At 69.3% G+C, this 15,526-nt stretch carries 11 protein-coding genes; 3 read left to right on the forward strand and 8 right to left on the reverse strand.

The features are described from left to right. Positions 1-9 precede the first annotated feature (9 nt). Positions 10-1,080, reverse strand: coding sequence for a glycosyltransferase (locus NOV86_RS16105; RefSeq protein ID WP_267642638.1), 1,071 nt, complete (start codon positions 1,078-1,080; stop codon positions 10-12). Between the two features lie 137 nt (positions 1,081-1,217). Here NOV86_RS16105 and NOV86_RS16110 point away from each other — a divergent pair, with 137 nt between their 5' ends. Further along, positions 1,218-3,017 carry a S9 family peptidase gene (locus NOV86_RS16110; protein WP_267642639.1) on the forward strand — a complete coding sequence of 600 codons (1,800 nt, stop codon included), beginning with the start codon at positions 1,218-1,220 and terminating at the stop codon, positions 3,015-3,017. 105 nt (positions 3,018-3,122) lie between these two features. Further along, entirely contained in the window at positions 3,123-4,193 is a 1,071-nt protein-coding gene (locus NOV86_RS16115; protein WP_267642640.1) for a lysylphosphatidylglycerol synthase transmembrane domain-containing protein, read from the forward strand. A gap of 45 nt (positions 4,194-4,238) precedes the next feature. Here NOV86_RS16115 and NOV86_RS16120 read toward each other — a convergent pair whose 3' ends face one another. The 6 genes from NOV86_RS16120 to proS form a co-directional block, all read right to left on the reverse strand. Continuing rightward, complete coding sequence (locus NOV86_RS16120) at positions 4,239-5,300, reverse strand: NAD(P)-dependent glycerol-1-phosphate dehydrogenase (RefSeq protein ID WP_267642641.1); 1,062 nt, start codon at positions 5,298-5,300, stop codon at positions 4,239-4,241. Positions 5,301-5,396: 96 nt separating this feature from the next. Continuing rightward, positions 5,397-5,609, reverse strand: coding sequence for a hypothetical protein (locus tag NOV86_RS16125; protein WP_267642642.1), 213 nt, complete (start codon positions 5,607-5,609; stop codon positions 5,397-5,399). A gap of 61 nt (positions 5,610-5,670) precedes the next feature. Beyond that, complete coding sequence (locus NOV86_RS16130; protein WP_267642643.1) at positions 5,671-6,660, reverse strand: NAD-dependent epimerase/dehydratase family protein; 990 nt, start codon at positions 6,658-6,660, stop codon at positions 5,671-5,673. A 72-nt stretch (positions 6,661-6,732) separates the two neighbouring features. Next, positions 6,733-11,250, reverse strand: a complete 4,518-nt coding sequence (gene gltB, locus NOV86_RS16135; protein ID WP_267642644.1) for a glutamate synthase large subunit — start codon at positions 11,248-11,250, stop codon at positions 6,733-6,735. Between the two features lie 119 nt (positions 11,251-11,369). Beyond that, the gene (locus NOV86_RS16140; protein WP_267642645.1) at positions 11,370-12,557 is read right to left on the reverse strand and encodes a sensor histidine kinase; all 1,188 of its coding nucleotides are present in this window, start codon (positions 12,555-12,557) and stop codon (positions 11,370-11,372) included. Between the two features lie 107 nt (positions 12,558-12,664). Further along, positions 12,665-14,119: a proline--tRNA ligase gene (proS, locus tag NOV86_RS16145; RefSeq protein ID WP_267642646.1), complete on the reverse strand. Its 1,455-nt coding sequence runs from the start codon at positions 14,117-14,119 to the stop codon at positions 12,665-12,667. Between the two features lie 185 nt (positions 14,120-14,304). On the opposite strand from proS, the gene NOV86_RS16150 reads away from it, so the two are divergent. Beyond that, on the forward strand, positions 14,305-14,988 hold the full coding sequence (locus NOV86_RS16150; RefSeq protein WP_267642647.1) for a hypothetical protein: 684 nt from the start codon (positions 14,305-14,307) through the stop codon (positions 14,986-14,988). A 7-nt stretch (positions 14,989-14,995) separates the two neighbouring features. Here the strand turns inward: NOV86_RS16150 and NOV86_RS16155 are convergent, their stop codons facing one another. Further along, positions 14,996-15,514, reverse strand: a complete 519-nt coding sequence (locus tag NOV86_RS16155; protein WP_267642648.1) for an 8-oxo-dGTP diphosphatase — start codon at positions 15,512-15,514, stop codon at positions 14,996-14,998. Positions 15,515-15,526: the final 12 nt, after the last annotated feature.

A 15,526-nucleotide genomic window follows, 5' to 3' on the forward strand; every position in this document is an offset into this window, starting at 1 on the left:
CTCACCCCGTCAGAAGAGTCCCGCGGCGTCCATCTCCTCGCGATAGATGTCGAGGTAGCGTTCGAGGACGGGACGGTGGTCGAACTCGGCGAAGTCCTCGTCGACCGTCTTGTGCGGCATGTCCGCGGCCGCCTTGATGGCGTCCGCGAGTTCCTGCTCGCTGGTGGTACGGAACCCGCGTTCGGCGTCCATCTGGCGCAACTCCACGAGTTCGTGGGCCGCCGAGTCGGCGTGGTACTCCACGATGCCGATGCAGCCAGAGGCGAGCGCCCAGAGGAGTTCGGTCGCGAACAGGCACTCGTGGGCCGTCTGGGCGAAGACGTGTGCCCCCCTGTAGACGGCGACGCGTTGCTCGCGGTCGCACTCGCCCAGCCAGGTGATGCGGTCGTCGATGCGCAGGTCCCGGGCCTGTCGCTCGTAGTTCTCGCGCTCGGGCCCGTCGCCGACCACGACGGCGGACCAGTCGACCTGCCGGAGTTCGGCGAGCGCGAGCAGGACGGACTCGAGGTTCGCGCCCTCGTCCAGTTTCCGCGAGTAGACGATGTCGCCGGCGTTCACCGGGTCGACCGACTCGATGTAGTCCATGTCGACGCTGTTCGGGACGACCTCGACCTCGTCCTCGGCGAGGCCCTGTTCCCAGACGCGGGTCTGGACGAGGCGCGAGGGGGTGACCACCGCGTCGGACTTCTTCAGCGCCTTCCGGTGGGTCCGCCGGACGTTCGCGGCGTCGCCGTACCAGTCGGTGATCAGCGGTGCGCGGGCGACGCGTGCGCCCTTGCTCGCGGCGGAGACCTGCCTCGGCGGGATGGCGCCGGCGTGGACCACGTCGGGCGAGAACTTCGGTAGCGCGACGGTCAGGCTGTAGCGGAACTTCCGCGTGTCGTCGAGGTCGTCGACGAGTCCCCGGTAGCGCACGCCCTCGTGCTCCCACTCCGCCTTCTCTCCGGTCCACCACTTCGCGCAGTACCAGACGACGTCGTGCCCACGTCCCGCGAGCAGCTCTGCGGTCCGCGTGAGGCGGTCTATCGCCTCGTAGTCGCAGTGCAGGGCTGTCTCCAGCGAGACGAAGGCGATACGCATTGCTCGTATCGAGTGGCACCGCATGACGTATTAAAAATCCCTCCCTTTTCCCACTCGTTCGGGCAGTCACCGCCGAGAACGCCACGAGACCACCCGACACCACAACCGCTTAACGCCGTGGTGACGCATGGTAGTGTATGTCCTACGACATCGAGCGGTATCTCCACATCCGCAGTGCCGGGTCCGCCTCGTTCTCGCCGGACGGGGAGCGACTCTCGTTCCTGATGGACACGACCGGCGTCTCGCAGGTCTGGACCATCGACGAACCCGGCGGCTGGCCCGACCAGCGCACCTTCTACGACGAGCGCGTCACCTTCGCGTCGTGGTCGCCAGAGCGCGACGAACTCGTCTTCGGGATGGACCGGGGCGGCAACGAGCGCCAGCAGTTCTACCGGCTCTCGGGCGACGGCCGCGAGGAGGTGAACCTGACCGAACACCCCGACGCGAAGCATCGCTGGGGCGGCTGGAGCCACGACGGCGAGCGCTTCGCGTTCACCTCGAACCGGCGGGACGAGAGCGTCTTCGACGTGTACGTCCAGGGCCGGGACGAGCGCGGGAACGACGCGACGCTGGTCCACGAGGGCGACGGCTGGCTGACCGTCGGCGGCTGGAGCCCGGACGACTCGCGGCTCATCGTCTCGCAGGCGTACTCGAACTTCGACCAGGACCTCTACGTGCTCGACCTGGAGGCCGGCGACATGCGCCACGTCACGCCCCACGAGGGCAACGTCCGGTTCTACAGCGCGACGTGGGCGCCCGACGGCGACGCCCTCTACGTCAGCACGGACGACGGGTCGGACACGCTGTACCTCGCCAGGCTCGACCTCGAGACGCTGGAGCTGGAGACCGTCGTCGACGGCGACGGCTGGAACGTCGACGGCATCGCGCTCGACCAGGACACCGGGCGCTTCGTCTACTCGCGCAACGTCGACGGGTTCACCGAGCTGACGGTCGGGGAGTTCACCGGGCCGACCAGCTACGAGACCTACCCGACGCCCGACCTGCCGAAGGGCATCGCCGGCGGGGTCTCGTGGGGGCCGGACGCGGACCGCTTCGCGGTGACGGCCACGGGCGCCGCGGTCAACACCAACGTCTACGTCGTCGAGACGACGACCGGCGAGACCGAGCGCTGGACCTACGCCGCGACGGCGGGCATCCCGGAGTCCTCGTTCCGCGAGCCCGAACTGGTCCACGTCGAGAGCTTCGACGGGCTGGACGTGCCCGGGTTCCTCACGCTCCCCGAGGACGACGACGGCCCGGCGCCGGTCATCGTCTCCATCCACGGCGGCCCGGAGTCACAGCGCCGGCCGTCGTTCAACCCCATCAAGCAGTACTTCCTGAACCGCGGGTACGGCTACTTCGAGCCGAACGTCCGCGGCTCGTCGGGCTACGGGAAGGAGTACGGGCACCTCGACGACGTCCGCAACCGGATGGACTCGGTGCAGGACATCCGCGCCTGCGTGGACTGGCTCCACGACCACCCGGCGGTCGACGACGACCGGCTGGTGGCGATGGGCGGGTCCTACGGCGGGTTCATGGTGCTCGCGTGCCTGACCGAGTACCCCGACCTCTGGGCCGCGGGCGTCGACGTGGTCGGCATCGCGAACTTCGTCACGTTCCTCGAGAACACCGGCGAGTGGCGGCGCAAGCTCCGCGAGGCCGAGTACGGCTCGCTGGAGCACGACCGTGAGTTCCTCGAGTCCATCTCGCCCATCAACAACATCGAGGCCATCCAGGCGCCGCTGTTCGTCATCCACGGCGAGAACGACCCGCGCGTCCCGGTCAGCGAGGCCCACCAGATCGTCGAGGAGGCCCGCGAACAGGGCGTCCCGGTCCGCGAGCTCATCTTCGAGGACGAGGGCCACGGTCTCTCGAAACTGGAGAACAAGATCGAGGCGTACTCCGCGGTCGCGGAGTTCCTCGCCGAGCACGTCTGAGGGGCTCTCGACCCGGCCCACCCCGCCCTGCGCAGTCGCCCTATCGACCGGGCACCGGGCCGGCGCGTCGATACTCTCTTGTGACGGTCGCCCGACAGCCATGCCATGGAACACCGCGAGTTCGTCGCCGGCCTGCTCGGCGGACTCGTCATCCTCGCGGTGCTCGGGCTGGGGGTCGGCTGGGAGTCGCTGCTCGGGCACGTCCTCGCGGCCGACGGGCCGACGGTCGTGCTCCTCTTCGCCGCCTCGTCGCTGTCCGTCGGGAGCTACGCCGCCGGGACCTACGTCCTGGTCCGTGCGGTCCCGGGCGCCCCCGACGCCGGCCGGTTCGTCCCCATCTACCTCGCCGGGGTCTTCCTCAAGCAGGCGGTCCCGTTGGGGAACGCCGGCGGCCCCGCCATCTTCGCGTACGTCATCTCGCGGTACTCCGACGCCGCCGTCGAACGCACCCTCCTGGCGACGACCGTCGTCGCCGTCCTCAGTTTCGTCGCCAGCGTCCTCGTGGCTGGCGGCGGGTTCGTCGCCGTCGCGCTCACGCGCCCGCTCCCGATGTGGCTCCTCCGGTTCGCCAGCGTCCTCGCGCTCGGGGTCGCGGCCGCGGTCGCGGTGCTGGTCGGGCTGGCGCTCGACCCCTCCGGCCTCGAGGGCACCATCCGGCGGCTCGCGGCCGTGCTCCGTCGCTGGCTCGGCCCGTACTCAAGCCGGCTCGACGCGGCCCTCGCGCCCGCGGTGGTCGACGCCCGACTGGCCCGCGCGGTCGAGACCGGCGAGGCGCTCGCGGCCGCGCCGCGGGCGGTCGGGCTCTCGTTCTGTCTCTCCCTTTCGGGCTGGCTGGCGATGGTCGCGACGTTCTCGCTGTCGCTGGTCGCCGTCGGGCTCGCACCCGACCCTGCGGTGACGGCGCTGGCCGTCCCGGCCTCGGGCGTGGCGACCGTCCTCCCGGTCCCCGGCGGCATCGGCGGCATCGAGGCGACGCTCTCGGGGCTGGTCGCGCTCCTGAGCAGCGCGGAGGCGGGGGCGCTCGGCGCGGCGATCGTCCTCTTCCGCATCGCGACGTTCTGGTTCCGGCTCGCCCTCGGCGGGGTCGCGGGGCTGCTCACGCTCGGGCGGCTGGGTGTCGGCGACGACGCGATGGCCACCATCGAGGGGGCACGCGAGTACGCCGACGAAGGATAGTCTGGCGTGGGGCGTCGGCTGGCAACTGCTCGCCGGCCAGGACCGTTACTCGATGACGCCGGTCTTCGTCGCGACCTCGCGAGCCGCACGTTCGTTCATCCCGTCGCCCAGGATGGTGTAGCGGTCGCGGATGGTGTGACAGGTCGTCAGCGCCTCGATGACGGTGTCGGCGTCGATGCCGAGTTCGCGGGCGGTCGTCGGCGCGTCGATGCTCCGGAGCGCGTCGCGGATGTCGGTCCAGATGCCGCGGTCGCCCTCGTGGAGGTACGCGGTCATGATGGAGCCGACGCCGACCTGGTGGCCGTGCAGGGCCGGGTCGGGCGCGATGCGGTCGAGCTGGTGCGAGAAGAGGTGTTCGGCGCCGGAGGCAGGTCGCGAGGAGCCGGCGATGGACATGGCGACGCCCGAGGAGACGAGCGCCTTCGTGACGACCCACGCGGACTCCTCGAGCCCCGGCCTGACGAGGTCGGCGTTGTCGACCAGAATCTCGGCGGTCATCTCCGAGAGCGCGGCCGCGTACTCCGAGTACTCCACGTCCTTCAGCCGGTTGGCGAGCCGCCAGTCCATGACGGCCGTGTAGTTCGAGATGATGTCGGCACAGCCCGCCGTCGTCAGCTCCCACGGCGCCTCCGCGAGGAGTTCGGTGTCCGCGACGACCGCCAGCGGCGGGTCCGCGGCGACCGAGTGACGGGTATCACCCTCGGGGACAGACCCGCGCCCGGAGACGATGCCGTCGTGGCTCGCCGCGGTCGGGACCGAGACGAACCCGCGGCCGATGTGGTCCGCCGCCATCTTCGCGATGTCGATGGCCTTCCCGCCGCCGACGCCGAGCAGGAAGCCGGCGTCCATCTCCTCGGCGACTCCGATGACGCGCTCGACCGCGTCGAAACTGGCCGTCTCGACGACGACCGTCTCGGCGTCGAGCCCGGCCTCGGCGAACTGCTCGTCGATGGCCTCGCCCGCGATCTGGCGCGGTGTCGGGCTCGTCACGATGAGGGGTCGCCCGTGCAGGTGGAGCTCCTCGACGGCCTCGACGGTCTGGTCGAGGACGCCGTGGCCGACCACGACGTTGCGTGGCAGCCGGATCCACGTCGATTTGGTGAACATACGTGACAGTCATCGGTGAGACAGGTAACTCTTTTTCGTCTCGATTCCGGGGCCGGCGCGTGACGGAGACACGGCTATCCGCCGGCAAGGGGCCTCTCAGGCCGGGTACCCGATGAAGAAGCGCTTCTGTGCCAGCAGCCCGTCGTCGGTCTCGACGGTCAGGACCAGCCAGTTCCCGTCCTCGGAGTACTCGTAGTCGACGTAGTCCTCGGGACCGTACTCCTCGACGTGGCCGGCGTCGTCGTCCTCGACGCAGAACGTGGGGTTCTCGTCCGGGTCGTGCGGCAGGTCTGGTTGCTCGGGGACCATGCGACTCCTTGGCACTGTGCCGGCATAGCCACTGTCGACGCCGCGGTGAGGTATCAGTTCCTCACAGCGTGTCGAGCACGCCCAGCACGCGCTCCTCGTTCTCGCGACCGGGGTCGTGCTCGCTCCCGTCGCGCTCGGAGTCGAGGTGGTCGTCGACCGCGCGCTGCATCGCCTCGGCGAGCGGGGTCGACTCCCAGCCCAGTGACGCGAGCCTGGTCGTATCGAGGACGTGCGGGTAGTCGCGATAGAGCACGTAGTCCTCGCCCGAGAGGTCGCCGATGGAGAGCTCGCGCTCGGAGGCGTGGACGACCTCGACCTCCGTATCGAGGCAGTCCGCCACGAGTTCGACCATCTCCTCCAGCGTCACGAGGCGCTGGTCGCCGACGTTGTACACCTCGCCGGCCTCGCCCTCCTCGGCGACGGTTCGGAGCGCGGACGCCACGTCCTCGACGTAGGCACGGTGCCAGACGTTCGTGCCGTCGCCGGGGACGACGACGCGGTCGTACTCGTTCACGCGGTCGATCCAGAAGTCCAGTCGCTCGGAGTAGTCGTGCGGGCCGTAGACGATGCAGGGCCGGACCGACATCGCGTTCACGCCGTCCTCGGCGGCCGCGAAGACGGCGCGGTCGCCCTCGGCCTTGCGGTTGCCGTAGGTCTCGTCGGAGTCGTCCTTCGCCTGCTCGTCGGTGCACTCGCGCATCGGCGTGACGCCCTCGCGCTTGGGAATCTCCTCGCGGCCGTACGCGTCGCCGGAGGAGATGTAGACGTAGGCGTCGACGTCCGAGAAGACGCGGCAGGCCATGCGGACCTCGCGCGGTCTGTACGCCACGCAGTCGATGACGACGTCCGGGTCGACCTCGTGGGCGGCCGAGGCGAGGTCGCCGTCGTCGGTGCGGTCGCCCGCGACGTGGGTCACGCGGTCGTCGTCCGCGAAGGGGTTCTCGTGGTTTCCGCGGTTGAATATCGTGACCTCGTAGTCGTGTTCGAGGAGTTCCGAGACGGTGTGGCGGCCGATGAAGCGGGTCCCGCCGATGACCATCGCTGTGTCCATGGCTGGTGGGATGGGAGAGGCGGGAAAAACGGTGCTGATTCCGGCGCGGTGCGTGGTGTTTCGGACCGGGCCTCAGTCGTCGCTGGAGGCGAACCCGGCCGCGGCGGACTCGCTCTCGACGGTCGCGCTGTCGGGCAGGTTCTCGCGCACGTCCTCGGCGTCCTCCTCGGTCAGCACGCGCTCGTAGGCGTCGGGCATGACCTTCACGAAGGCGTCGAGCGTGGCCTCCCAGTTCTCGAGCAGGTCGGCCGCGCGCCCGGAGTCGACGTAGGCGCGGTGGTTCTGGACGAGGCGCTTCAGCATCGCGCGGTCGCGCTCGTCGAGGTCGTGGTCGACGTGGACCATGCCGGTGTTGACGTGGTCCTCGAAGTCGCCCGCTTCGTCCAGCACGTAGGCGATGCCGCCGGACATGCCCGCGGCGAAGTTCTTCCCGGTGTCGCCGAGCACGGCGACGACGCCGCCGGTCATGTACTCGCAGCCGTGGTCACCGACGCCCTCGACGACCGCGGTCGCGCCGGAGTTCCGGACCGCGAAGCGCTCGCCGGCCACGCCGTTGACGTAGCACTCGCCGTCGGTCGCGCCGTAGAGCGCGACGTTGCCGACCGCGACGTTGTCGACGGGCTCGTAGCCGGCGTCCATCGGGGTCTCGACGGCGATGCGGCCGCCGGAGAGGCCCTTGCCGACGTGGTCGTTCGCGCTACCGGTGAGGTGGAGCGCGACGCCGGGTGCGAGGAACGCGCCGAAGGACTGGCCGGCGGTCCCGCGCAGGGAGACGTTGACCGTGTTGTCGGGCAGGCCGCGCTCGCCGTACTCGCTGGAGATGGCGCTCGAGAGCATCGCGCCGACGGTGCGGTCGGTGTTGGTGACCTCGGTGGCGATGCCGACCGGTTCCTCGCGGTCGATGGCCGGCTGGGCCTCCTCGAGCAGGTCGTGGTCCAGGTGGTCGTCGAGTTCGTGGTCCTGCTCGCGGACCTTGGTGCGCGGGCCCTCGCCCACGTCGGCCAGCACCGACGAGAGGTCGAGGTGGCGGGCCTTCGGGTGGTCGGTCTCGCGCTGGGTCAGGCAGTCGACCCGGCCGACCATCTCCTCGACGGTCTCGAAGCCGAGTTCGGCCATGATCTCGCGCAGCTCCTGGGCGATGAACGTCATGTAGTTGATGACGTGCTCGGGCTGGCCGGGGAAGCGCTCGCGCAGGTCCTCGCGCTGGGTGGCGACGCCGACCGGGCAGGTGTTCTTGTGGCACTGCCGGGCCATCACGCAGCCGGAGGTGACCAGCGACGCGGTCCCGAAGACGTACTCCTCGGCGCCGAGCAGGGCACCGACGGCCACGTCGTGGCCGGTCTTCATGCCGCCGTCGACCGAGACGCGGATGCGGTCGCGGAGGTTCGTCTCGCGGAGCATCTGGACGGCCTCGGCGAGGCCGAGCTCCCACGGCAGGCCCGCGTTCTTGATGGAGGTGCGCGGCGAGGCACCCGTCCCGCCGTCGTGGCCCGAGATGTGGACCACGTCGGCGTTGGCCTTCGCGACGCCGGCCGCGATGGTGCCGATGCCGGCCTCCGAGACCAACTTGACGTTGATGTCCGCGTCGGGGCTGGACGCCTTCAGGTCGAAGATGAGCTGCTTTAAGTCCTCGATGGAGTAGATGTCGTGCAGCGGCGGCGGCGAGATGAGGCCGACGCCCGGCGTCGACTTGCGGACGTGGGCGATCATCTCGTTGACCTTCTCGCCGGGGAGGTGGCCGCCCTCGCCGGGCTTCGACCCCTGGGCCATCTTGATCTGGAGTTCGTCGGCGTTGGCGAGGTAGGTCGAGGTGACGCCGAAGCGCCCGGAGGCCACCTGCTTGACGGTACACTCCTTCTCGGTGCCGAAGCGTTCCGGCGGCTCGCCACCCTCTCCTGAATTACTCTTCCCGCCGATGCGGTTCATCGCGATGGAGTTGTTCTCGTGGGCCTCCGGCGAGAGGCTCCCGAGGCTCATCGCGGCCGTCGAGAAGCGCTCGACGATGTCCGCGATGGGTTCGACCTCCTCGACCGGGATGGGCTCGCGGTCGGAGTCGAAGTCGAGCAGGCCCCGCAGCGTCTGGAGTTCCTCGTTCTGGTCGTTGACGAGTTCGGCGAAGTCCCCGTAGCGCTCGTAGTCGCCGGCCCGCACCGACTGCTGGAGCGTCCCGACCGTCTCGGGGTTCCAGCCGTGGCGGATGCCGTCGGAGCGGTGCTCGAACTCGCCGGAGCGGTCGAGGTCGGGGTCCTCGCCGTAGGCGGCGGCGTGGCGGTCGCGCAGGTCGGCTTCGATGTCGTCGATGCCGATGCCCTCGGTGCGGTTCTCGGTGCCCTCGAAGTACTCCGCGACGAAGTCGGAGTCGAGGCCGACGGCCTCGAATATCTGGGCGCCCTGATAGCTCTCGACCGTCGAGATGCCCATCTTGGCCATCGTCTTCAGCAGGCCGCTCTCGACCGCGTCGATGTAGGCGTCGATGGCCGCCGCGAGTTCCGCGCCGTCGGCGCCGGCGGTGATGTCCTCGATGGTCTGGAACGCGAGGTACGGGTTGATGGCGTCGGCGCCGTAGCCGACGAGGGTCGCGACGTGGTGGACGGTGCGGGGGTCGCCCGACTCAACCACGACGCCGGCGTGGTTGCGCAGGCCGTTGCGGACGAGATGGTGATGCACCGCGCCCATCGCGAGCAGCGACGGGACCGGGAGCCGGTCCTCGCCGACGGTCCGGTCCGAGAGGACGACCACGTCCGCGCCGTCGCGGATGGCCGCCGCGGCGTCCTCGCGGACGCGCTCGACCGCGCTCTCGAGGTCCGAATCGGGGGCGAAGGTCGTGTCGACGACCGTCGAGGAGAGCCCGTTGGTCGAGAGGTCCTTGACCGCCGCCGTCTCGGTGTCGGTGAGGACCGGCGAGTCGGCGACGAGCTGGCGGGCGTGCTCGGGCGACTCGCCGAGCATGTTGCGCTGGTAGCCCATCCGGGTCTCCAGCGAGGTGACGAGTTCCTCGCGGATGTAGTCCAGCGGCGGGTTCGTCACCTGCGCGAACAGCTGCTTGAAGTACGAGAACAGCGGGCGGTTGTAGTCCGAGAGCACCGACAGCGGCGTGTCGTCACCCATCGAGCCGACGGGGTCCTTCCCCTTCTTGCTCATCGGCTCGATCATGTGCTGGAGTTCGTCGTGGGTGTAGCCGAAGACGGCCTGCGTGGCGCGCAGGTCGCCCTGGAACGCACCGGGTCGCACGTCCTCGGGGTCGGCCTCGTCCTCGAGCTCGACCTGTTCGTCGGCGACCCACTCGCCGTACTTCTCGTCGGTGAGGTCCTCGAAGACCTCGGCGTCGGGGACGACGCGACCTTCGGTCGGGTCGGCGAGGAAGAGCTGGCCCGGCTGGAGCCGGCCGCGCTCCTCGATGTCGGCCTCGTCGATCTCCAGCGCGCCGGCCTCGCTGGCCATGACGAGCCGGTCGTCGGTGGTCACGTCGTACCGGCACGGACGCAGGCCGTTGCGGTCCAGTACCGCGCCGACGCGTTCGCCGTCGGTCGCCGCCACGAGCGCGGGGCCGTCCCACGGCTCGACGAGCGAGGCGTGGAAGTCGTAGAACTCCTTGCGTGCCTGGTCCATGTCGTCGTCGCCGCGCCACGCCTCTGGGACGAGCATCCGGAGGGCGTGGGGCAGGTCGCGGTTCTGCGTGAGCAGTTCGAGCGCGTTGTCGACGCTCGCGGTGTCGGACTGGTCCGGGTCCTGGATGATGGGCGTGACCGCGTCGAGGTCGAGGTCGTCGGACTCGAGGTCGGTCTCGCGGGCCCGCATCCAGTTCACGTTGCCCTGGATGGTGTTGAACTCGCCGTTGTGGATGATACCGCGGTAGGGGTGGGCGAGGTGCCACGCGCCCAGCGTGTTCGTCGAGAAGCGCTCGTGGACCATCACGAACGTCGAGGTGACGCGGTCGTCGCGCAGGTCGGGGTAGTACGAGGGGACCTGTTCGCCCGTCAGCAGGCCCTTGTAGACGACCGTCTTGCGGTCCAGCGAGCAGATGTAGAAGCGTTCCGCACCGTCGTACCCGTCGTCCTCGACCCTCTTCTCGATGGTTCGTCGGGCCTCGTAGAGGGCGCGGTCGAACTCGTCGCTGGAGACGCCATCGGCCGGGACGACGAACGCCTGCCAGACGTCCGGTTCGGAGTCGAGTGCGGTCTGGCCGAGGCCGTCGTTGTCGGTCGGCACGTCGCGCCAGTGCAGCACCTCGAGGTCGCGCTCGCCGAGGTGGGACTCGACCAGCGACTGGAGGTCCTCACGGGCCGCGGTCGACTGCGGGAAGAAGAAGGAGCCGACAGCGTACGCGTCGGGGAGGTCGACCGGGACCTCGTCCGCGAAGAAGGCGTCGGGCGTCTGGAGCAGGATGCCGGCCCCGTCGCCGGTGTTCGGTTCGGCGCCGGTCGTCCCGCGGTGTTCGAGGTTCTGCAGGAGCTGGAGTCCGTCCGCGACCACGTCGTGGTCGGTCGCGCCGTCGAGGTTCATGACGACCCCGACGCCGCAGTTCGAGCGTTCGTCGGTGGGGTCGGCCAGTCCCTGCGAGGCAGGGGCTGCCCGGTGTGGCTGAGTCATGTGCATTGCTGCCACGCACTCGTATAAGAGGCTACTCCTCAATGACTAAGGGTATTAATAACACATACTAGTGGATTTAAGGAGTATAGTTGAGCGATTTGTAGAACCGAGGGAATCCGTCAGCACTGGACCGTGACACCGGCGAACTCGAATCGGGCACCGCCCGCCGCGCCGGTCGTCACGGCCGCCGTCCACCCGTGGGCGTCGGCGATGCGCTCGACGATGGCCAGCCCGAAGCCGGTCCCACGGGGGGCGGTCGTGTAGCCTGTCTCGAACACCGTCTCCTGTTCGCCCTCGGGGATGCCCGGCCCGTCGTCGGCGACGTAGAAGCCGTCTCTGGCGTCTCCCTCTTGGGCGTCTTCGTCGGCTCCGTCGTCGCCGGCGGCGAGGGCCCCGACGGTCACCGTGGTCGAGCCGTCGGCGTGGGTCGCGGCGTTCGCGAAGAGGTTCTCCAGCAGTCGTTCCAGCCGGCTTTCGTCCGCCACCACCGTCAGGTCGCCCTGTACCACGAGCGAGAGGTCACCCGTGTCCGCCGTCTCCCAGGCGTCGCGGGCCACCTCGGCGAGCCCGACCCGTGACTGCTCGTCGACCGTCCGGCCGTCGCGGGCGAGCGCGAGCAACTCGTCGATGAGGCGCTCCATGCGGTCGAGGCCGTTCCGGGCGTCCCCGACGTACTGGGTGTCCCCGGTGTCCTCGACGAGGTCGAGGAACCCCCGGACCGCACCGAGCGGGTTCTTCAGGTCGTGGGCGACCACCGAGGCGAACTCGTCGAGGCGTTCCCGCTCCGTGGCGAGTTGCCGGCGCTTCTCGGCCCGGTCGAGGACGGCCGTCGTGTTCCCCGCCAGGATCTCGGCGAGGGCGACCTCGCGCTCGGTGAACGCGCCGTCTGTCTTCCCGACGCTCAGGAGGCCGTGCTCGCCGAGTGGGACGTACATCGTCTGGACGAACGAATCGCGGTCGAAGCGGTCGTCCTCCGGCACGTCCTCGACGACGGTCTCGCCGCGCCTGAAGGCCCGGCCGTGGGGCGAGTCCGCCACGTCGTACGGGGGCCGGCTCTCGATGTCGCCGACGCGCCCGCCCAGCGCGACGTGGTGCAGGGTCTCCGTCTCGGCGTCGTAGGCCCGGACGCCCGACCCGGGGAACCCGAGCACGTCGCTGGCCGCCTCCCCGGCGACCGTCAGGATGTCCTCGTGGTCGTCGGCACGCAGCAGCCGCCTCGTCGCCGCGTGGAGTTCGCCGAGTGATTCGTCTTCGGTATCGAGCGCTGCGTCCCGCCCCGCCGTCGCCGGTTCGTTGCTATCACTCATCGTTCGTGGGGCCCCGCCGCGGACCCGGTCGGTGGCAACTGCAGCGTACTGGTACTTTGCTCTTGGCACCCGGCAGTCGCGTTACAGAAGAGAAGAGACAGGCCGCGTCAGTAGGACTTCGCGAAGTAGGCGATCTCGGTGGCCTCGTCACCGCACATCGTACACTCGTCGGCGTCGGGTTCAGCCTCCTCGTTCATCGGGAGCATGACGATCTCGGCGTGGACCTTCTCCTTGACGACCTCCTCGCAGGCCTCGTCGCCGCACCACGGCGTCTTCACGTAGCCGCCGTGCTGGCCGATGGTGCCGAGTATCTCGTTGACCTCGTCGACCTCGCGGACGTTCTCCTCGAGGTTCTCCTCGGCCGCCTCGTAGAGCTTGTCGTACACGGCGTCGAGGTGTTCGTTGGTGGCCTCGACGATGTCGGCGCGGTCCTCGACGACCTCCTCGCCGTCGGGGCGGTGGACCACGGTGACCTCCTCGTCCTCGACCTCGTAGCCGCCGATCTCGAAGCGGACCGGGACGCCCTTGAGCTCCCACTCGTTGAACTTGAAGCCGGGATTGCGCTCGTCGCGGTCGTCGACGTGGACGCGGACGCCGTCCTCCTGCAGTTCGGCGGCGACCTCGTTCGCGTACTGGAGCACGTCCTCCCGGGTGTCGTCGTTGTAGATGGGGACGACGACGACCTGCTCGGGCGCGAGTGCCGGAGGCAGGACGAGCCCCTGGTCGTCCGAGTGCGTCATGATGAGCGCGCCGAGGGCACGCCACGAGAGCCCCCACGAGGTCGTCCACGCGGTCTGCTCCTCCTCGTCCTCGTCGGTGAACGTCACGTCGTACGCCTCCGCGAACGACTGGCCGAGGTGGTGGGAGGTGCCACCCTGCACCGACTTCCCGTCGGGCATCAGCGCCTCGACGGTCGTCGTCTTGTTCGCGCCGGGGAACTTGTCGTGGTCGGGCTTGCGGCCGCGCATCACCGGGATGGCGAGCACGTCCTCGTAGAGCTGCTCGTACTGGCCCAGACGCATCATGACCTCGTCCATGGCGTCGTCCTCGGTGGCGTGGGCGGTGTGACCCTCCTGCCAGAGGAACTCCTTCGTGCGGAAGAACGGCTTGGTCTCGGTCGCCTCCCAGCGGATGACGCTACACCACTGGTTGAGCTGCAGCGGGAGGTCGCGGTAGCTGCGGACCCACTGGCTCATGAAGGGGGTGATGATGGACTCGCTGGTCGGGCGGACCGCCAGACGCTCCTCCAGTTCGTCGTGGCCGCCGTGGGTGACCCACGCGACCTCGGGGTCGAACCCCTCGACGATGTCCTTCTCCTGTTCGAGGTAGCTCTCGGGGATGAGGACCGGGAAGTAGCTGTTCTGGACGCCCGTCTCCTTGAACCAGCCGTCGAGGTGGTCCTGGAGGCGCTCCCAGAGTTCGTAGCCGCGGGGGCGGGTGACGATGAACCCGCCCATCGGCGCGTAGTCCGCGAGCTTCGCCTTCTGGACGAGCTCGGCGTACCACTCGCCTGTCTGATGCTCCTTGCTCTTGGTCATCCCGAGTTCCTGCTCTCCACTCATTGTATGAGCAAACTCCCGTCTCTATCTTAAACCCCTTGAAGGTGTGCCAGCCAGCCACGCCCCGGCCACACGCCCGGTAACGGCCGACTCACGTCGTTACTCACGGCATACTTATCGTCCTGCCAGACCTCTCTACAGGACATGATATCGGGGGAACCGGTGCAGGGGGCGGGACAGTGACGAAGATGCTCAAGGGGGAGTGGCGCGTGCTCGGCTTCCGGGCGGAGGAGGAGAAACTCCTCTTGCACCCGCTGTTCGAGGTCGAGGACCCGGGCAAGTACTGGGTCGGTGCGGCCATGCCGGTCGGGACGGCGAACTACGGTGGCGACCTGCAGGAACTCGTCGACGCCCTCGAACCGGGCAACCGGGTCTACGCGGGCGTCTACCCCGGCCGGCCGGGGCGGTTCGCCGAACTCGAACTGCTCGCCGACCAGCGCCTGCTCATCGGCTTCGAGTCCGAGACGGTGCCGACGTTCGTCCACGAGATCTGGCTCGAGGCGCTCTCGACCCACGACGGAGCCGGCCCGGTCGCCGTGAGCCGGCGGCTGGACGTGCCCGGGACCGTCGCGGAGCTGTACGTCGCCTCGGCGACCGACCAGCGCCCCAACGACCTCTGGTGGGTGTTCGTCGGCGGTGGCGGCGACGACGCGTTCTTCGAGTCGTTCGAGCACGCCGAGGGCACGCCGGCCGAGTTCGTCGCGGCGAACCCCGAGTCGACCCCGTACTTCTGGGTCGTCAAGTTCGGGGACCGCGACACCGCGGTCGCGAAGAACCTCGCGAACCAGACCGGCATCGTCCGCGACCCGGAGGCGGCGCTCGAGGAACTGCTCGAGAAGCACGGGATGAGCGGCAGCGTCGTGCCGAAGTAGGGAACGCCTACTCCCACACCGGGGTTTCGGAGGGTGCCGGGAGCGACTCGCCGACCGTGAGTTCGTACGCCAGCAACTCGTCGCCGTCGTCGTCGAAGTCGAACCGGCCGTGGACCGACTCCTCGTCGAGCAGGTGCGGGAGCCAGTAGCGGTCGTCCTCCCACATCTGGTCGTAGGGGACGCTGTCCTGTCGGAACCATTCCGGGTCGGCCTCCGGCGTCTCGGTCGGCGTGCCGGCGTACGATTCCGTCCGGTAGCAGTGACACCGGAACAGGGGGTCCTCGCCGAAGTAGAACGTGATGTCGCCGAGGCGGCTGAGGTCCGACACCTCGAGGTGGACCTCCTCGCGGACCTCGCGGACCACGGCCTCTCGCGGCGTCTCGCCCGGTTCGACCTTGCCGCCGGGGCCGTTGTACAGCCCGGCACCGATGCCGCGTTTCTTCTCGATGAGCAACACCTCGTCGTCCTCGCAGACGAAACAGAGCGTCGCCTGGTCGATGCCTCCGTCGGCTCCCGCGTCGTCCATACCCGGGGTCGG

Origin of the sequence: Haloarchaeobius amylolyticus (assembly GCF_026616195.1) — an archaeon.
GTDB lineage: Archaea > Halobacteriota > Halobacteria > Halobacteriales > Natrialbaceae > Haloarchaeobius > Haloarchaeobius amylolyticus.